General features: G+C 64.1%; 16 protein-coding genes and 1 riboswitch. Of the genes, 5 read left to right on the top strand and 11 right to left on the bottom strand.

Annotated features, from left to right (window positions below):
• Window positions 1–9 precede the first annotated feature (9 nt).
• Window positions 10–768 (top strand): triose-phosphate isomerase, encoded by a 759-nt coding sequence (locus NKI47_RS12250; RefSeq protein WP_352569344.1) that lies wholly within the window; start codon window positions 10–12, stop codon window positions 766–768.
• 26 nt (window positions 769–794) lie between these two features.
• Entirely contained in the window at window positions 795–1238 is a 444-nt protein-coding gene (derI, locus tag NKI47_RS12245; protein ID WP_023676015.1) for a D-erythrulose-4-phosphate isomerase, read from the top strand.
• Here derI and dhaL read toward each other — a convergent pair.
• The 10 genes from dhaL to mtnK form a co-directional block, all read right to left on the bottom strand.
• Entirely contained in the window at window positions 1235–1873 is a 639-nt protein-coding gene (gene dhaL / locus NKI47_RS12240) for a dihydroxyacetone kinase subunit DhaL (RefSeq protein WP_352569345.1), read from the bottom strand. The genes derI and dhaL overlap by 4 nt on opposite strands.
• A gap of 9 nt (window positions 1874–1882) precedes the next feature.
• A complete protein-coding gene (locus NKI47_RS12235) occupies window positions 1883–2890 on the bottom strand; it encodes a dihydroxyacetone kinase subunit DhaK (protein ID WP_352569347.1) in 1008 nt (335 codons plus the stop codon).
• 66 nt (window positions 2891–2956) lie between these two features.
• Entirely contained in the window at window positions 2957–3430 is a 474-nt protein-coding gene (locus NKI47_RS12230; RefSeq protein ID WP_023676012.1) for a 6,7-dimethyl-8-ribityllumazine synthase, read from the bottom strand.
• A 77-nt stretch (window positions 3431–3507) separates the two neighbouring features.
• A riboswitch (FMN riboswitch) is annotated at window positions 3508–3654 on the bottom strand.
• A 116-nt stretch (window positions 3655–3770) separates the two neighbouring features.
• A complete protein-coding gene (locus NKI47_RS12225) occupies window positions 3771–6080 on the bottom strand; it encodes a xanthine dehydrogenase family protein molybdopterin-binding subunit (protein WP_352590268.1) in 2310 nt (769 codons plus the stop codon).
• A 98-nt stretch (window positions 6081–6178) separates the two neighbouring features.
• Complete coding sequence (locus NKI47_RS12220; protein WP_352569349.1) at window positions 6179–6649, bottom strand: nuclear transport factor 2 family protein; 471 nt, start codon at window positions 6647–6649, stop codon at window positions 6179–6181.
• A 71-nt stretch (window positions 6650–6720) separates the two neighbouring features.
• Window positions 6721–7707, bottom strand: coding sequence for an FAD binding domain-containing protein (locus tag NKI47_RS12215; protein WP_352569350.1), 987 nt, complete (start codon window positions 7705–7707; stop codon window positions 6721–6723).
• A gap of 3 nt (window positions 7708–7710) precedes the next feature.
• Window positions 7711–8370, bottom strand: a complete 660-nt coding sequence (locus NKI47_RS12210) for a 2Fe-2S iron-sulfur cluster-binding protein (protein WP_352590264.1) — start codon at window positions 8368–8370, stop codon at window positions 7711–7713.
• Window positions 8371–8500: 130 nt separating this feature from the next.
• Entirely contained in the window at window positions 8501–9385 is an 885-nt protein-coding gene (locus NKI47_RS12205; RefSeq protein ID WP_352590261.1) for a helix-turn-helix domain-containing protein, read from the bottom strand.
• 181 nt (window positions 9386–9566) lie between these two features.
• Window positions 9567–10661 (bottom strand): S-methyl-5-thioribose-1-phosphate isomerase, encoded by a 1095-nt coding sequence (gene mtnA / locus NKI47_RS12200; protein WP_352455228.1) that lies wholly within the window; start codon window positions 10659–10661, stop codon window positions 9567–9569.
• Window positions 10658–11929, bottom strand: coding sequence for an S-methyl-5-thioribose kinase (gene mtnK, locus NKI47_RS12195; protein ID WP_352590258.1), 1272 nt, complete (start codon window positions 11927–11929; stop codon window positions 10658–10660). The genes mtnA and mtnK overlap by 4 nt, the downstream gene beginning before the upstream one ends.
• A gap of 135 nt (window positions 11930–12064) precedes the next feature.
• Between mtnK and NKI47_RS12190 the strand changes: the two genes are divergently transcribed.
• From NKI47_RS12190 to NKI47_RS12180, 3 genes are all read left to right on the top strand, one after another.
• Window positions 12065–13576 carry a sugar ABC transporter ATP-binding protein gene (locus NKI47_RS12190; RefSeq protein WP_352590255.1) on the top strand — a complete coding sequence of 504 codons (1512 nt, stop codon included), beginning with the start codon at window positions 12065–12067 and terminating at the stop codon, window positions 13574–13576.
• A gap of 83 nt (window positions 13577–13659) precedes the next feature.
• Window positions 13660–14655 (top strand): ABC transporter permease, encoded by a 996-nt coding sequence (locus tag NKI47_RS12185; RefSeq protein WP_352590252.1) that lies wholly within the window; start codon window positions 13660–13662, stop codon window positions 14653–14655.
• A gap of 46 nt (window positions 14656–14701) precedes the next feature.
• Window positions 14702–15757: a substrate-binding domain-containing protein gene (locus NKI47_RS12180; RefSeq protein ID WP_352590249.1), complete on the top strand. Its 1056-nt coding sequence runs from the start codon at window positions 14702–14704 to the stop codon at window positions 15755–15757.
• Between the two features lie 65 nt (window positions 15758–15822).
• Here NKI47_RS12180 and NKI47_RS12175 read toward each other — a convergent pair whose 3' ends face one another.
• A complete protein-coding gene (locus tag NKI47_RS12175; RefSeq protein ID WP_352590246.1) occupies window positions 15823–17877 on the bottom strand; it encodes a bifunctional aldolase/short-chain dehydrogenase in 2055 nt (684 codons plus the stop codon).
• Between the last annotated feature and the right edge of the window lie 27 nt (window positions 17878–17904).

Raw genomic sequence — 17904 nt, 5'->3', positions numbered from 1 at the left:
AGGGCACGTATGGTTTATTGGGTCGGCACCAGCTGGAAAATGAACAAGACGCTCGCCGAGGCGTTGGCTTTCGCCGAGGCGCTGGCGGAGTTCGTCCCCGGTTTCGACGAGCGCATCCAGCCTTTCGTCATCCCGCCCTTCACGGCGATCCGCGAGGTCAAGAAAGCGCTGTCGCCGACGCGCATCAAGGTCGGCGCGCAGAACATGCATTGGGCCGACGCCGGTGCCTGGACCGGCGAGATCTCGCCGGCCATGCTGAAAGACTGCGGGCTCGACATGGTCGAGCTCGGCCACAGCGAACGGCGCGAGCATTTCGGCGAGACCGACAAGGCTGTCGGGCTGAAGACTGCGGCGGCGGTGAAGCACGGTCTCGTGCCACTCATCTGCGTCGGCGAGACCTTGGCTCAACGCGACAGCGGGCAGGCCGCTGCGGTGCTGGCCTTGCAGGTGCACGGCGCGCTGCAGTTTCTCGAAGGCGCGGCGAAGGCGGCGACGATCCTGTTTGCCTATGAGCCCGTCTGGGCGATCGGCGACAAGGGCGTGCCGGCCAGTTCGGACTATGCCGACAGGCAGCAGGCGCTAATCAAGAAAATCGCACGCGACCTGCTGCCGGTGGTGCCGCCGGTGCTTTATGGCGGCAGCGTCAATCCGCAAAATGCCGCCGAACTGGTCGGCCAGCCCAACATCGACGGCTTGTTCATCGGCCGCTCGGCCTGGCAGGCGGACGGCTATATCGACATCCTCAAGCGCGCCTCGGCGGCGATCTGAATCATCAAACAGGAAGGAAACGGAACATGAAAATTGCCATTGGAGCTGATAGCGCCGGCAAGCCGCTGCTCGACGTCATTGCCGCTCACCTCGCTACCAAGCCCGGCCTCACGGTTAGCGACCTCAGCCAGTCGGGCTACTATGCCGACCTGTCACAGAAGCTCGCGCAGACCATCCTGGACGGCGAAAACGATCGCGGCATCCTGTTTTGCGGCACCGGCATCGGCGTATCCATATCCGCCAACAAGGTGCCCGGCATTCGCGCCGCACTCACCCACGACACCTATTCGGCCGAGCGCGCGGCAAAATCCAACAACGCCCAGATCATCACCATGGGCGCCCGGGTTATCGGCCCGGAACTGGCCAAGTCGATCGTCGATGCATGGCTTGCATCGGAATTCGATGAGAAGGGACCATCGGCCGGCAATGTCCAGGCGATCGACAGGCTCGACGCGGCGAAGCGGGGTTAAGCCAGACTGTTCCACATCGCTCTGATGATCGTCACGGCCGATGCGGCGCCGGGGTCCATATGCCCGAGCGAGCGCTCGCCGAGCCGCGATGAGCGGCCCTTGGCGGCGATCATGTCCTTGGTCGCCTCGGCACCTCGTTCAGCCGCTGCAAGTGCAGCCTCCAGGCTCTCGGACAGGCTCTTGCCGGCTTCCTGCGCGGCACCCGCTGCTTGCGCCGCCGGCAGCCAGGCGTCGACCATGGTCTTTTCGCCGAGCTCGGCCTTGCCGCGATCCTGGATGCCTTGCGCCATCGCCCGGAGCATGGCGATGATGTCAGCGTCCTCCAGAATTGCCTTGCCTTTGACGGCGGCGGCACCGCGCATGAAGGCGGTCGCATAGAGCGGGCCTGACGAGGCGCCCACCGCGTTGAGGAAGGATTTCGCCGCAGTGTTGAGCAGCGCCGTCGGCTCGGTCGCCGCGAGGTCGAGTTGCGCTAGTGCATCGCGCGCAGCAGTGAAGCCTAGTGCCATGGCGATGCCATGGTCGGCGTCGCCGATGACGCCGTCGAGTTGGCAGAGCCTGTCCTTGTCGGCGTCGATCGTCGCCGCGATCTCATCGAACATTCTTTTCAAGCCGACTGAATCGATCGAGGTCATGATGCTTTCTCAGCCGGCGCGGAACATGGCGCAGTCGCAAGGATGGTCGAGCATCGCCTGCAACTCGCCGTCGAGATGCATCAGCGTCACCGAGGCGCCGGCCATTTCGAGAGAGGTGCAGTAATTGCCGACCCAGGTCGCGTGGACGGAAACGCCGATCTCGTCGAGCCTCTGCTTGACCCGCCGGTTCATGATGTAGAGTTCCATCAGCGGCGTCGAGCCGAGCGAATTGACCAGAACGGCGACCTTATCGCCGCGCGCCGGCGCCATCTCGTCGAGGACCTTGTCCAGCATTTCGTCGGTGATCTCGTCGGCCGTTTTCAACTTTCCGCGCGCGATGCCTGGCTCGCCATGGATGCCCATGCCGATCTCCATCTCGTCCGGTCCGATCTCGAAATTGGGCCGGCGGGTCTGCGGCAGCGAGCAGGGCGACAGCGCCACGCCCATGGTGAAGGTGTGATCGTTGGCCTTCCTGGCGATACGCTCGCATTCATCGAATGACAGCATCTGGTCGCATGCGGCACCGGCGGCCTTGAAGATGAAGAAATTGCCGGCGACGCCGCGCCGCTTCTGCCTCTGGTCGCGCGGCGCCGAGGCGACATCGTCGGTGGTCAGCACGGTGCGCACCTCGATGTCGTCCATCGCCGCCATTTCGGCGGCCATGTCGAAGTTCATCACGTCGCCGGCATAGTTGCCGTACATGAACAGCACGCCGGCGCCACCGCTGGCCGCCTTGGCGCATTCGAGGATCGGGTCCGGCGGCGGCGAAGCGAAGACATTGCCGATCGCGGCGGCGTCGGCCAGCCCCTTGCCGACGAAGCCGAGGAAGGTCGGCTCATGGCCCGAGCCGCCGCCGATGACAAGGCCGACCTTGTCTGGGCGCGGTCCGTCGCGGGCGATAATGGCGCGCGGACTGCCGTCCGCGCTTCTGAGGTGGCGCGGATGCGCGGCCAGAATACCCTCCAGCATCTCGTCGACGGAGCGATTGCCGTCATTGATGATCTTCTTGGTCTGCACCGGCATCCTCCTGCTTCGTGAGATACTACAGCGCCTTACCGGGATTTCCACCCGGCGGTGGAGGTTTCACGCCGCGATGTGTTCGCGTGCTGCCAGCAGTTGCACGCAGGCACTGGCCGCCTCTTTGCCCTTGACCTTGAAATGTTCGAAGAAGAAGCGGTGATGGTCCGCGCTGTCATGGTAGTTGTGCGGCGTCAGCACCGCCGAAAGCACCGGCACGCCAGTCGACAATTGCACATTCATCATGCCGTCGATGACCGCGCTTGCAACAAACTCGTGCCGGTAGATGCCGCCATTGACGACGAACGCGGCGCCGAGGATAGCGGCATAGCGGCCGGTCACGGCAAGCGTCTTTGCATGCAGGGGAATCTCATAAGCGCCAGGCACATCGAAGACATCGACGGCAAAGCGTTTCTCTCCGAGAACCGCCAGTTCCGCCTCGAATGCTTCAACGCATTGGTCGACGATATCGGCATGCCAACGCGCGCGAATGACGGCAACGCGGATCGTTTCATAGTCGTTGTGGGAATGCTGATTCATGGGTCCATCCTTCCGTTTCGAACCAGAATCAGGACGCACGATACGGAGTCCGAACCGCGAAAGCGGACCGTCTTCCATTTCGTTCTCTTCCATCCGGACTGTGACCGTCGGCTCCGGAATCACACCGGATCTGCTGACCCCTCCGGCTAACCGGAGAGCGCTCGCGGGCTTGGGCCGAGACCCTTACCGCCGGTGGGGACTTTCACCCCGCCCTGAGAACATTGACGGCGTTTGTATGGAAGGGCCGGAAAGCGCTGTCAACCACCGGCGTCGTCGTCGATGGCGCAGAAATAGCGATCCGTTTCGACCTGGTCACCGTTGAGGGCGAGGGAGGAGAGCGTCAAATGGCGATCACCGGTAAGGCAGGCAGCACCTTGTCCAAGGTGATGGGAAATTCACGCACTCGCACGCCGGCCGCGTTGTAAACGGCGTTGGCGACAGCAGCCCCCGCACCGCACACGCCGAGCTCGCCGAGACCCTTTGCGCCAAGCGGGTTGGCCTTGTCGTCGTCTTCCTCGAGGAAGGCGACCTCCATATCGGGGACATCGCCATTGACCGGCACATGATACTCGGCAAGATCGTGATTGACGAAATGGCCGTAGCGCGGGTCGAGCACCGTCTGCTCCATCAGCGCTGCACCGATCCCCCAGGTCATGCCGCCGATGATTTGCGAGCGCGCGGTCTTGGCGTTGAGGATACGGCCCGCGCCGATCACAGCCAGCATCCGGCGCATGCGGATTTCACCGGTATCGCAATCGACAGCGACCTCTGCGAAATGCGCGCCATAGGAATGCTGCGAATAGGTCTTGTATGACTGGGTGGTGGCGCCCGCGGCTACGGAGCCTTCGGCTTCGAGCCCGTCGGGAGAGATCCCTCGGATAAGATCGGCCAGGCTCGCCGATCGCTGGCCGACCCTGACCTCGCCGTCGGCAAAGCTTGCCTCGGTGGCGTTCGCGCCGCGCAACGGCGAGGCTTCGTTCGACTGCGCCGCCTCCAAGATCTGTTTCTTGAGGACGTTGCACGCATTATACAAGGCCGAACCCGCGCTTGCTGCGCCCCAGGACCCGCCGGAGCCGGCGGTACGCGGGAAGCGGCTGTCGCCGAGCTCCACCTTGACGGACGAGATCGGCAGGCCGAGGCTCTCGGCGGCAATCTGGGTCAGGATCGTATAGGTGCCGGTCCCAATATCGGTCATGTCGAGCCGCGCCGTCACCCGACCGTCCCGGTCGATCGCAACCCGCGCCGTCGCCGCGCCGATATAGTTCGGACGGATCGCCGCCGCCATGCCGTGGCCGATAAGCTTGCGGCCCTCCCGAGTTCGGCCCGGTGTCGGGTTTCTCCGCTCCCAGCCGAAACGGCGGGCGCCTTCCTCCATGCAGGCGACGAGATTGCGGGTGGAGAACGGCACGCCGCGCTCGGGATCCTGTGCCGGTTCGTTGCGGATCCTGAGTTCGATCGGGTCCAGACCGGCGCGCTCGGCGAGCTCATCCATGGCGCATTCGAAAGCCAGCATGCCGGGCGCTTCGCCGGGAGAGCGCATCCATTCGCCGCGGTTGATGTCCAGCGGAACCAGGCGATGGCGGGTGAGACGGTTCGGCGCCGCGTAGAGCGAGCGCGCAAAAACTGCCGTTTGTTCGCAGTACTCCTCGAAGCTGGACGTTGCGGACCAGACATCGTGTGCGATCCCGGTGAGCCGCCCGTCAGTGTCCGCGCCGAGACGTACCTGTTGGACCATCTCTGCGCGATGACCGGCATTGGCGAACATCTGTTGTCGCGTCAGCGCGATCTTCACGGGGCGCTGCAGCACCTGCGCTGCAAGTGCGGCCAGGATCGTGTCGGCATGGGCAATCAGCTTGGAGCCGAAGCCTCCGCCGATGAAGGGGCTGACGATGCGCACTCGCTCGAGCGGGATGCGAAGCGTGCTGGCGACCCCGGCCCGGAAGTTCGCGAGGGTCTGCGCCGATGTACGGATCGTCAGCTCGTTGCCTGACCAGGCAGCAAGCGTCGCATGCGGCTCCATCGGATTGTGATGTTCGAAGGGGGTCCCGTAAGTGGAATCGATCTTGATCGGCGCCGTCGCAAAGGCGCGCTCGAAGTCGCCGACCACGCTGTCGGTCTCGAAGCCGGCATTGGTCCGCTTTGGCGCGTAGGCGTCGGCGATATATCCCGGTAGATCGTAGAGGCCCGGCTCCTCGTCGTAGCGTACTCTGATGAGGCCCGCAGCAGCGCGTGCAGCCTCGAACGTCTCCGCAACGACCAGCGCGACCGGCTCGTCGTAATACCGTACCCGATCGCTGTTGAGCGCGGGCCGGGGGCGCGTGAAGACCTCCGGCACCGTTGGCGTGACCGTTGGGCCGAAATCCGGCTGGGCCGGCGCATTCCGGTGCGTCATGACGAGCAGCACTGCCGGCGCCCGTTCGGCTTCGGCCGTGTCGATCTCGGCGATGCGGCCCTTGGCGACGGAGGCGCCGAGAATGTAGCTATAGGCTGTACCATCCAGCTCATTCTCGTAAGCGTATGTGGCGCCGCCCGTCACTTTGAGCGGACCGTCGATGCGGTCGATCGGCCGCCCGATGATGCCAACATCGGCACGAGGTTTCACCCTTGAATGGGTGGCGGAGCCGGGCAGTCCGGGTATGGTCTCGTTCATAAGTCACCTAAAGATTTTTCATCTGGAGTTCGGAAGCATCGAGGCCGCGACGACGCCGCTTCCTCGCACCTTTATGTTCGTCGCGCGGCGGCCGGAACTCACGCGGCGATCTCGCCGAAATACTCGCGAAACTCGACCAGCCTCCCTGTTGGGCCGGCTCGCATGAAGATCGCATGCAGGCCAGTGTAGGGCGCGCCACTGATTGTCCCGCTCCCGCGATCGCAGACGATGACCCAGTCGGCGGCGAAGAGCTTGAGATCGACGGTCGATTTCGTGATCCTGTTCCCCTGCGCTTGATGCGCGGCGGTCCAGGCTGCGAGTGCCCGCTTGCCTTCCGGCGGTCCGTGTCGGCCTCGTTGCTCGCCGACAGGGAATTGGAAGGTCATCGTCTCATCGCAACAATCAAGGAATGCCGTCCAGTCGCCAGAGGCCCAGCCGGCAAAGAAGGCGTCGACGGCGGCCTCGAGCCCGTGACGAGCTCCCGGATCGGATGCGGCGCCCCAGGCTGTGGCGGCAGAGACGAGAAGGCCGCCACCCGCGGCGGCAACGGCGCGTCGCGTGAGTTTCATATCGATCTCCTGCTCGGCGCCTGCAGCTGGGAACCGCGGTTCGGGGTCGTCGTCTCTGTCATCGTGTCGCCTCATGCACTCTCGGCGGCAGCAGCGAGCGTGTGCCGCATCGTCCGTTTCGCCAGCGGGATCTTGAAATCATTGACGCCATGCCCGACGGCTCCGGCGAGCGCGGCTTCGGCCGCGTCGCTAAAGGCACCGTCGGACGCCGCCGCGCCTGCCAGCGCGCGCTCCGCCTCCGTCGCGCGCCAGGGTTTCGCTGCCACGCCGCCCATGGCGATCCGAGCGCTTCGGATACGGTCGCCGCTTTTCTCGACGATTGCTGCCACCGACACCAGCGCGAAGGCGTAGGAAGCACGGTCGCGCACCTTGCGGTAAGCCTGTCGGCCGGGCGGTGGTGGCGGCAGGGCAACCGCAACGACTATTTCGCCGTGGCCGAGCACGGTCTCCACCTGGGGCGTCGCCTCGGGCAACCGATGGAAATCGCCGATCGGGATCGTGCGGGTCTCGCCGCCGGGCGAGACGGTCTCGATCCTGGCGTCGAGCCCGGACATGGCGACCGCCATGTCAGAAGGATGGACCGCGATGCAGGCTTCGCTCGCGCCGAGTACGGCGTGCATGCGGTTGAAGCCCTGAAGTGCCGCGCAGCCCGAACCCGGCTGGCGCTTGTTGCAGGGCATGTTGCGGTCGTAGAAATAGGGGCAGCGCGTGCGCTGCAGGAGATTGCCGCTGGTCGAGGCCTTGTTGCGTATCTGGCCGGACGCTCCCGCCAGCAGCGCTTGCGTGAGCATCGGGTAGCGCGACCTTACCCGCGGGTCGGCGGCGAGATTGCTATTGCGGACCTGGGCGCCGACCCGAAGCCCGCCTTCCGCCGTCTCCTCGATCCGATCAAGTGGCAGCCGGCTGATGTCGACGAGATGCGCTGGGCGCTCGATCTCGAGCTTCATCAGGTCGAGCAGGTTGGTGCCGCCGCTGATGAACTTGGCGTCCGGCCGGGCCGCAACCGCGGCCGCCGCCTGCTCAGCACTCGTCGCACGTTCATAAGTGAAGGACTGCATTGCTCATGCCTCCTCTGCCGCGTCGCGGATTGCAGCGACAATGTTCGGATAGGCGGCGCAACGGCAGATGTTGCCGCTCATCCGCTCGCGGATCTCGGCATCGGTGAGAGCGACGGAAGCCGCTGCCACGTCGGCGCTCGCATGGCTTGGCCAGCCGGCCCGCGCCTCGCCCAGCAAGCCAACCGCCGAGCAGATCTGGCCTGGCGTACAGTAGCCGCACTGGAAACCGTCGCGGGCGACGAAGGCGGCCTGGACCGGATGCAGCCGGTCACCCTCGGCAAGGCCCTCGACCGTGGTGATCTCGTCGCCTTCATGCATTGCGGCAAGCGTCAGGCAGGAATTGATCCGGCGCCCATCAACGAGCACCGTGCATGCGCCGCACTGGCCGTGGTCGCAGCCCTTCTTCGAGCCGGTGAGGCCGAGATGGTTGCGCAGGGCGTCGAGCAGCGTCGTCCGCGGGTCGAGCTCGATGGCAATATCCTTCGCGTTGATCCGTAACGACATCGTCATCGTCGGTAGTGGTGAGGACGACGCAGCCGCCGTGACGGTCTCGGCCGGCTCGGCGTCAACCGGTAGTCCGGTAGCCAGGAGCACCCCGGTCGCAACACCGCCTTCCAATACCATCCGACGCGTCGGCCCGCTCCTGTTGCCCGTTTTGGCCATGCATGATCTCCCAGCCGCAATGAAGCGCAGACGGCAACTTGACCCGAGCGAACCCTCGGGTTCTGTCACCCAACGACACTGGAGGTGGGAGTGCGGGCGGCGGCTTTCTTTCAAGAAACCGGCGGCACTATCAGGATTCTGGAGAAGAATTCACCCGATAGGCACGAGGCGTCATGCCCCTCAGACGTCGGAAGGTCGTGGTGAAGTGGCTCTGGCTTGAGAAGCCGAGCCGAAAGGCAATGACACCGATCGACAAACCCGTTTCGCGCAGCAGCACCTCCGCTCGCCGCACCCGTTCCTCGATCACATAGGCGTAGGGTGCAAGGCCGGTCGTCGCCTTGAAGCGACGCGCAAAACTGTCGACGGCCATGCCCGCGGCGGCTGCCAGCTCGCTTAGCGAAATGTCGGAATTCATATGCGCATCGATGTAATCCCGAACGCGACCAAGTGCCCGGCGGCTGAGACAGCCGTGACGTACAAACCGCGGTTGCTCCCGGCTCAGGTTGGCCACGCGGAGACTGACGAGGGCGACCAGATGCTCGACATAGGCAGTGTCTGGCTTGTGGCCGAGTGCCATCTCGTCACGAAGCGAACTCAGCAGCGTGGCGACGACCGCGTCTTTCTTGTTTACCAGTATAGGCAGGTTCCTCAGGCGTTCGCATCCGGGAAGCCCGATATCGGGATCGATCCACAGGGCTGAATAGGAGAGGTTTACATCGCGATAGAAGCCCTGTCGTTCCGCGCCTGCCGGGACGAAGGTGAGGGCTCCGGGACGGTCCATTCCGTCGTAAAGGGATCGTGCCTCGTGCCGGATGGATGTCTGGGACGTGCCGCCTTCTTCGGTCAGCACGATCAGATGATGAGGGGCTGTCCAGCGGAGCTCCGCCTCCCGGCACGCCCACCGCCGGTTGTCGAAGACGATCGAGGAGCTGACCCATGACGCGGTTTGCAGGGGCTCCGACTTCTCGTCCTGGCTCCGAACCCGTCCGTCACCAAGCAATGGTCTGAATGACATCGCGGTATCCCGCTGGTTCACTCGCCGAGCCGTGGGCAACCCCGGCTTCGAGCGTTGGGCGCCGCCCCGCCGCTACGCATACGGCCGTCCATGTGGGACAGGCAACGGGCGTTTTTAACCGTGCCGTGTTCAAGAAATCGTGAGATCAGGCAAATCCGGAGCGCCCTCTCGGCAAAGCGGATCATCCGCGCTCGGGAAACATCGCCCTCAGGCCTTCGCGCGAGGCCGTAGCGACACCGCGTTCGGTGATCAAGCCGGTGACCAGCCGCGCCGGCGTCACGTCGAAGGCCGGATTGGCCGCCGGCGTGGCTTCCGGCGATACGCGGACCTGGGCGATCTCGCCGGAAGCGGTCTTGCCCCAGACCAGTGAGACCTCGTCGGGCGAGCGCTGTTCGATCGGGATGTCGGCCAGCCCGTCGCCCACGGTCCAGTCGATCGTCGGCGACGGCAGCGCGACATAGAACGGCACGTCGTTGTCGTCGGCGGCGAGCGCCTTGAGATAGGTACCGATCTTATTGCAGACATCGCCGTCGGCGGTGGTCCTGTCGGTGCCGACGACGACCATGTCGATCTGGCCGCGCTGCATCAGATGGCCGCCGGCATTGTCGACGATCAGCGTATGCGGCACGCCGTGGCCCGCCATCTCCCAGGCGGTCAATTGGGCACCCTGGTTGCGGGGTCGTGTTTCGTCGACATAGACATGGACTGGAATGCCGGCTTCCGTCGCCAGATAGATCGGCGCGGTGGCGGTGCCGTAGTCGACCGTGGCCAGCCAGCCGGCGTTGCAGTGGGTCAGAATATTGACCGGTTCGCCCGGCTGCTTGCGCGCCGCGATCGCCTTGATGATTTCGAGCCCATGGGCGCCGATGGCGCGGTTGAGGCCGACATCCTCGTCGGCGATCTCGCCGGCACGCCGATAGGCAGCCGCGGCACGTTCTGCCAGGGGAAGCGTCAGCAGGAAGCGCTGCATTTCGTTCAGCGCCCAGCGCAAATTGATCGCCGTCGGGCGCGTTTCGTGCAAGGTTGCCCAGACGGCGTCGAGTGCTGCATCCGACGGATCGTCGGCCATCTGCATGGCGACGCCATAGGCCGCGGTGACGCCGATCAGCGGCGCCCCGCGCACCCACATGTCGCGGATTGCCGTGGCGATGCCGGCGACGGTATCGATCTTTTCGATGCGGAAATCATGCGGCAGCCAGCGCTGGTCGATGATCTCCACCGAACGCCCGTCGTCACTCGGCCAGATGGTGCGGTAGTGGCGGTCGCCGACGTTCAAATCCTGCTCTCCCGTTCGATCAGCGCGGCCAACCGGTTGACCTCGTCGATGCTGTGGATCTGGCGCCGGTTGACGGCGAGGTGACGGCCGAATTTCAGCGCCTTTGCCTCACATCTGGCGCGCAGATCCGGATCGGCAATAGTCTCGAAATCGGCATTGTGGGCAAGTCCGAGAATTCGCCGGTGAACCTCGACGCCGGCAAAGCCAAGCAGATCGGTCCAGATCGAATGCAGCATGTGGTCTAGCGCCTGCTCGGCGCCAAGCCTGTCGCCCTGATCTTCGAATAGGCTCTTCTGGTAGAGCATGCCGGTACGCTCGGTTCGCCACAGATGCGAGAACTCGGCGCGAAACACCGACCATGTCTCGACCGTAACGCCGAGCAGATAGTCACGCATGGCGTCGCGGCTTCCGTCCTGTTCATGGCCGCGCTGCGAGAAGAACGCCATCCAGAAATTGGCGAGCAGCATGCCGACGTCGAAGGCGATCGGCCCGTAGAAAGCGAATTCGGGGTCGATCATCCGCGTTTCGGTGTCGGTGACCATGATCGAGCCGGAATGCAGGTCGCCATGCAGCAGCGTCTCGGCATTGGCAGCGAAGATGTGCTTCATGCGCTGCGCCTCGACCTTGAGGTCGCGGTCGGCGCGCAGCTCGGCGACAATGCCATCGAGCTGCGGGCTGGTGTGCCGGTTCATCTTGGCATCGAAATACGGATCCGAGAAAACCAGGTTCTCGGTGATGTCGCAGAGTTCGACATTGTCGGCGAACAGTGCCAGATCGGCCTTGCGGTCCTTGGTCGCCATATGCAGGTCGGAGCCGCGAAACAACGTGTGGGCCATGAACAAGCCGATGTCTGTCGCGATATTGGGCAATTGCCGGCCTTCGATCAGCGCCCGCCGCAGGATAATGTGCGGCGACAGATACTCCATGATGATCAGCGCCTGGCCTTCGTCGAAGTGATAGATATCGGGCACCGAACCCGGCGCCCGCGCCTGTTGCCGCGTCAGCGCATGGTATTCGAAGAAGGAGCGTTTTAGCGGCAGCGGCCAGCTGTCGCCGACCAGCCGGACGTAGGGCAGGGCCTGCTTGACGACGGCCGCACCCTCAGCACCCTCGACGATGAACACCAGGTTCAGATTGCCGTCGCCGACTTCACGAACCTTCCACTGGCTCGTATCCTTGCCGATCTGCGAACACAGGGGCTCGTTGGCACCGAGACGGCCCGCCAGTGTCTCGACCGACAGTGCTTCGAACGGCGATTTCCCAGTCATCCTCACCTCCCGCTCATGTGCTCCGATGATAGCGGAGCCAACGCGGTCGGGCCAAGCTAGGAAGCCTGCTGGCAATTGTCAATCGTGTTGACAATTGCCGATATAGCCCATAGCGTCATGGTCAGGGAGGAACGAATGGGCAATGATGCCGTGTTCCGCGTCGACGGCCTGAGGAAATCCTTTGGCCATATCGAGGTGCTTGGCGGCGTCTCGCTCGAATTGCATGCCGGCGAAGTGACCGTGCTGATGGGCGCCAACGGCGCCGGCAAATCCACCCTCGTCAAGATCATCAGTGGCGTCTACGACCATGGCGGCGGCTCGATGTCGCTTGCCGGTCATGAGTTCGACCCGAAAACGCCGGCGGAGGCGATCCGCGCCGGCGTCGTTACCGTCCACCAGAACATCAATGACGGTGTCGTCGCAGACCTCGACGTCGCCACCAATCTTACCCTCGACAGGTTGAGCGGCAGCGGCGTGCCGACCCTGTTCAATCCAGGCCGGGTGCGTCGCGAGGCAAAGGCGGTGGCCGACCGCATGGGACTGGCCATGGACCTCAAGGCCCGGATCAGCGATCTCTCTCTGGCCGACCGCCAGATGGTGGCGATCGCCCGCGCCATGGCGCACCGGCCGAAAGTGCTGATCCTCGACGAGCCGACTTCCTCGCTGTCCAGCGCCGAGGCCGACCGGCTGTTCGCATTGCTCGACCGGCTTCGCCAGCAAGGCGTGGCCATCCTCTACATTTCGCACCGTATGTCTGACATCAGGCGGCTTGCCGATCGCATCATTTCGATGCGCGATGGGGTCATCTCAGGCATCTTCGACAAGAAGCCGCTGGATTACGAAGGTGCGGTCAACGCCATGCTCGGCCGCAAGATCCAGCTCGAGCGGATCGTCGCCAGGAATTCGGCCAAAGCAATTTTTGCCACGGACGGGTTGCGGGTTGCAGAAGGCGCCCGGCCGATTTCGCTGACCCTCGGCGACGGCGAGGTCGTTGCCATCACCGGCCTCGTCGGCGTCGGCAAGACCGCGCTCGCCGAGACGCTGTTCGGCCTGCGCCAGCCGCTGGGCGGGACCATGATGCTGAACGGGAAACCCTATGCGCCGGCATCGACCGGCGAAGCGATTGCCGCCGGTGTGTTTCTCGTCGCCAAGGACCGGGGCGAAAACGGCATCGTCGGCGACTTCAACGTCCAGGAGAATATCAGCCTGCCGTTCCACAGGCGCATGTCGCGTCTCGGCGTCCTCAAGCGCCGTATCGAACGCGCCATTGCTCGCCAGCAGATCCAGGAGTTGGGCATCGTCTGTCGCTCCGAGAGGGACGAGATGGCGTCGCTTTCCGGTGGCAATCAGCAGAAGGTGATGGTCGCCCGCTGGATGTCGCAGGCGGCAAGGCTTTTCATCCTCGACGAGCCGTTTCAAGGTGTGGACATCTCGGCCAGACGCGATATCGCCGCCAAGCTGCGGACCAGCGCCCACGGCCGCGCGACGCTGCTGTTCGTCACCGAACTCGACGAAGCCCTGGAGACGGCCGATCGCATCCTGGTGATGTCGGAGCAGACGATCGTCGGCGAGCACCGCAATACCGATGTCGATCTCGAGCGTCTGCTGGCCGAAGTGGCGGGCGGGCCTTTGCACAGCGCAGCCTGAGAGCGGGAAGACGATGAGAATTGGAATGGAGAGGGCATGAATTCGGGTCGGATAAAGACGGTGCCAGCGTGCGGGAGCGCTGAATGATCCTGCGCGACAATGCTATTCGCTACGGCTTCATCGTTCTGTTGTTCGGGCTGATCGCCTATTTCGCTGTTGCCGCCGATGGTTTCGTCTCGCCGCAAAGCGCCGTCTTCATCTTCCAGTCGGTCGCCATCACCGGTGTTCTGGCGCTCGGCGTCACCGCCACGCTGGTCGTCGGCGGCTTCGACCTGTCGATCGGCTCTGTCGCCACCAGCGCCATGATGGCGGCTGCCTATGTCATGGTGGTGCTGGGGCAGAACGCCGTCGTGGCGGTCGTCGTCTGTCTTGTGATCGGCGCCGTCGTCGGCCTGATCAATGGCTGGCTGATCGTCTATATGCGGGTTCCGGACCTTTTGGCGACGCTCGGCATGATGTTCCTGCTTGTCGGCCTGCAGCGCATCCCGACCGAAGGCCGCTCGATCGCCACCGGCATGACCATGCCCGACGGCTCGGTCGCCAACGGCAGCTTCGGCGCCGCGTTCCTGGCGCTTGGCCGCCATCGCTTCGATTTCTTCATCCCGAACCTCATTCCGGTGTCGGTCGTCGTTCTGCTCGTGCTGGCGGTGCTGATCTGGTTCTTTTTCGAATACACGCGTTTCGGGCGCATGATGTATGCGGTCGGCAGCAACGAACGCGCCGCAGAACTCGCCGGCGCGCCTGTCAAGGCATACAAAATCTGGGCCTATGTGATTTCGGGAGTTTTTGCCTCGATCGGCGGCATTTTGCTCGCTGCCCGGCTTGGACGCGGCGACATCGCCTCGGGTAATAATCTATTGCTCGACGCAGTGGCTGCGGCACTCATCGGTTACGCGGTTCTCGGCGCCGCCAAGCCGAACGCCTTCGGCACGGCTGTCGGCGCGGTGTTTGTCGGCGTGCTGCTGCAGGGCCTGACGATGATGAACGCGCCTTACTACACGCAGGATTTCGTCAAGGGCGTGGTTCTCGTGGTCGCCCTTGTCTTTACCTTCGCCCTGTCCGGCAGGGGCAGGAGATAGGGTTCGACCGGGTGACATTTTGGGTTCAACAAGTGGAGGAAGCGACGTGAACATCACAAGAAGACTTTTGGGGAAGGCAGCGCTCGGGCTTGCCGGCGCAACATTGCTGATGCAGTTGCCGGCGATGGCGCAGGACAGGCCGGCGCCGTTCGACAAGCCGGGCGCCGTCAAGATAGCGCTGGTCCGCTATCTCTCGACCGGCGACTTCTTCCAGGCGTATCTGTCCGGCGTCGAGGCGCAGGCCAAGGCACTCGGCGTCGACCTGCGCGTGCTCGACAGCCGCCAGGACGCGGCGCTTCAGGCGGACATGGTCGACCAGGCCATCGCGCTCGGCGTCCAGGGCATCATCATCCAGCACGGACTGACGGAATCGATGAAGGACGCCGCCCAGCGCGCGGTCGAGGCCGGCATCAAGGTCGTCGCCTTCGACGTCAATGTCGAAAACCCCAAGATCCCGCAGATCGAGCAATCCGACCGCGACCTCGCGCGCCTGGCGCTCGAGCAAGCAGTCAAGGACAATGGCGAGAGCTGGAAGGCCGGCTATGTCTATGTCGCCGGCATCGCGCCGCTCGATCGCCGCAACGAGACCTGGGTCGAATTCAAGAAGAAATATTCGGGCATCGACGAAGTTGCCATGTTCGGCACGCTCGACAATCCGATCGCCAATTCGGTCGCCAACCAGGCCCGTTCGGTGCTATCGGCCCATCCCGACATCAAGGTGATGTTCGCGCCCTATGACGAATTCGCCAAGGGCGTGAAGATCGCCGTCGACGAGGCCGGGCTGAACAAGGACATCAAGATCTATTCGGCCGACATCTCGACCTCGGATATCGCTGCGATGCGCGAGCCGGACAGCGCCTGGGCGGCAACCGCCGCCACCAACCCGGCCGTCGTCGGCCAGGTCTCGGTGCGTGCGCTGGCGCAGCTCTTGGCCGGCGAGGATCCCGGCCACAACGTCATCGTGCCGCCGACGCTGATCACCCAGAAGGATCTGCTCGACAAGGACATCAAGAACATGGAGGACCTCTCGGCCAAGCTGCCGCAATTCGCCCATGCCGATGTCGCGATGCCGACCTGGATGCCGAACCCGAACGCGAAGTAGTCTTTCGCTATCGGCAAAGGAAAAGAGCGGCTGGCGGGCCGCTCTTTTTGTTGGTGGGATCTGGCTTACCGCAGCGCCGCCGCGATGTTGCCGCCGTCCACCGTCGTCACATCGGCGGTGGTCCGCTCGGCCAGCGCTTGATGCAGAAAGGCCTGGGCGACGTCTTCTGCCGTCACTTCCTGTCCGAGCAGGTTGCCGGACATGTACTCCTTCTCCGACACGCCGCGCGCGCCCGAGCGGCTGGCGATCATGGCATCGGTCAACAGCCCCGAACGGATGCGGTCGGCGTTGACGGCATTGGAGCGGATGCCATGGGTGCCGTAGTCGAGCGCATATTGCCTGGACAAAAACAACGTTGCCGCTTTGGGAATGCCATAGGCGCCGAACTTCGGCCCCGGATTGACCGCCTGCTTGGAGGTGTTGAACAACAGCACGCCGCCGGTGCCCTGTTCGAGCATGATGCGCACGGCATTCTGCGCCGCCGACTGATGGGCGAAGAAATTGAGTTCGAAGCTTTTGCGCAAGGTGGCGTCGTCGAGCTCGCCGATCCGGCCCTCCCAGGCAGCACCGGCATTGGAGACGAGAATGTCGAGGCCGCCGTAGACGTCGACCGCTTTGTCGAAGGCGGCGCGCATCTGCACCGGATCGGTGATGTCGGCGCCAATGCCGATCGAACCGTTACCGGCCTTTTTTGCCGCCTCGGCAGCCCTTGACCCATCGAGATCGACGACGACGGCATGGGCACCGTTGTCGGCGAACAGCTTTGCCGTGGCAGCACCGATCGCGCCGGCGCCGCCGGTGACCAGCACCACCTGGCCGGTCAGCGGCTTCGGCTTGTTGGCTGCGAGCTTGGCCTGTTCCAGCGACCAGTATTCGAGCGGGAACAGATCGCTTTTGGAGAGCGGGCGGAAATCGCCGACGGCTTCGGCGCCGCGTACCGCCTCGATCCACATTTCGCCGACGTCCGAGGCAATCTTCGCATCCTTCAGCGTGCGGCCGTGGCCGAACATGCCGAGGCCGGGCACCAGCGTCAGCCGCGGCATCGGGTCGAGCATGGTGCGCTTCACGTCGTCGAGCGCATCATTGGTTTCGAAATAGGCGCGATAGTCCTTGGCGAATTTCTCGACATGCTGGCGGATGACGGATTTGTAGTCGCCGACCTTGTCCGCGTCGGGCGCCGGCAGTGCCATCGGTCCGGTTTTGATGCGGATCGACAGGTCGGGTGTCGACACGCCGCGCCCGGCATAGTCGGCAATTTTTGCCGAATTGATGAAATCGACGATCGCATCCGAGGTGCGGAAATCGCTGATCATCCGATCGAAGCGGCCTTCGCCGCGTGCCACCGCCACCGCGCCGCGCAGCATCGGCGCAATCTCCGCAGGCTTCGCCAGCCTGGCCGGCAGTGCCACTTTTTCGGTGCGCGGCTTGCCGTTCCCGGCGATGAAATCCTCGGCGACGTTCACATAATGGATCATCCGGTCATAGGCCTGCCTGGCATCGTCGCCGAAGGTGAAGATGCCGTGCTTGTCTAGGATCAGGCCTTCGACCGTCGGATCGGCGTCGAATACGTCGGCGGCCGCCTTGGCCAGATCGAAGCCCGGCATGATGTAAGGCACGAAGCCCATCTTTTCGCCGAACACCTTCCGGCTCAGCGCCTCGCTGTCCTCCTGGTCGACGATGGCGAGGATCGCCGTCGAATGCGTGTGGTCGACGAATTTGTGCGGCAGGAAGGCGTGCAGCAGCGTCTCGACCGACGGATTGGGCGAGGACGGATCGATGAGGTTCGCCCGCTGCAGCGCGACCATGTCCTCGTCGGAGAGCTTCTTGAGCGACCGCGCCTTCAACAGCGCGCCGAGCTTGACCGCCGGCAGGCCCTGCGGCTCGATGACGCCCATGTCCCAGCCGCTGCCCTTGACGCAGAGCACGTCCCATTCGTCGCCGACGAGATCGGTGGCCCTGGTCTTGCACGAGGTGTTGCCGCCGCCATGCAGGACGAGCCGCGGCTCGCCGCCCAGCAGCCTGGTCGTGTAGACGCGCAGCGCCAGGTCGCGGGCCACACCCTTCTTTGCATAGTCGGCGACCAGCTTCTCCGCCTCGCCGTCATTCCACAGGTTCTTCATGTCAGCTTCGTCCGATTTCTCTTTGTT

Origin of the sequence: Mesorhizobium sp. M0633, from assembly GCF_040320645.1 — a bacterium.
GTDB lineage: Bacteria > Pseudomonadota > Alphaproteobacteria > Rhizobiales > Rhizobiaceae > Mesorhizobium.
This window is presented reverse-complemented; position numbering and strand designations above follow the sequence as displayed.

Bases quoted from the DNA above. Each gene is read 5' to 3' on its own strand.
- NKI47_RS12250 (WP_352569344.1), top strand. From the start codon at position 10: ATGGTTTATTGGGTCGGCACCAGCTGGAAAATGAACAAGACGCTCGCC.
- derI (WP_023676015.1), top strand. From the start codon at position 795: ATGAAAATTGCCATTGGAGCTGATAGCGCCGGCAAGCCGCTGCTCGAC.
- dhaL (WP_352569345.1), bottom strand. From the start codon at position 1,873: ATGACCTCGATCGATTCAGTCGGCTTGAAAAGAATGTTCGATGAGATC.
- NKI47_RS12230 (WP_023676012.1), bottom strand. From the start codon at position 3,430: ATGAATCAGCATTCCCACAACGACTATGAAACGATCCGCGTTGCCGTC.
- NKI47_RS12225 (WP_352590268.1), bottom strand. From the start codon at position 6,080: ATGAACGAGACCATACCCGGACTGCCCGGCTCCGCCACCCATTCAAGG.
- NKI47_RS12220 (WP_352569349.1), bottom strand. From the start codon at position 6,649: ATGAAACTCACGCGACGCGCCGTTGCCGCCGCGGGTGGCGGCCTTCTC.
- NKI47_RS12215 (WP_352569350.1), bottom strand. From the start codon at position 7,707: ATGCAGTCCTTCACTTATGAACGTGCGACGAGTGCTGAGCAGGCGGCG.
- NKI47_RS12210 (WP_352590264.1), bottom strand. From the start codon at position 8,370: ATGGCCAAAACGGGCAACAGGAGCGGGCCGACGCGTCGGATGGTATTG.
- NKI47_RS12205 (WP_352590261.1), bottom strand. From the start codon at position 9,385: ATGTCATTCAGACCATTGCTTGGTGACGGACGGGTTCGGAGCCAGGAC.
- mtnK (WP_352590258.1), bottom strand. From the start codon at position 11,929: ATGACTGGGAAATCGCCGTTCGAAGCACTGTCGGTCGAGACACTGGCG.
- NKI47_RS12190 (WP_352590255.1), top strand. From the start codon at position 12,065: ATGGGCAATGATGCCGTGTTCCGCGTCGACGGCCTGAGGAAATCCTTT.
- NKI47_RS12185 (WP_352590252.1), top strand. From the start codon at position 13,660: ATGATCCTGCGCGACAATGCTATTCGCTACGGCTTCATCGTTCTGTTG.
- NKI47_RS12175 (WP_352590246.1), bottom strand. From the start codon at position 17,877: ATGAAGAACCTGTGGAATGACGGCGAGGCGGAGAAGCTGGTCGCCGAC.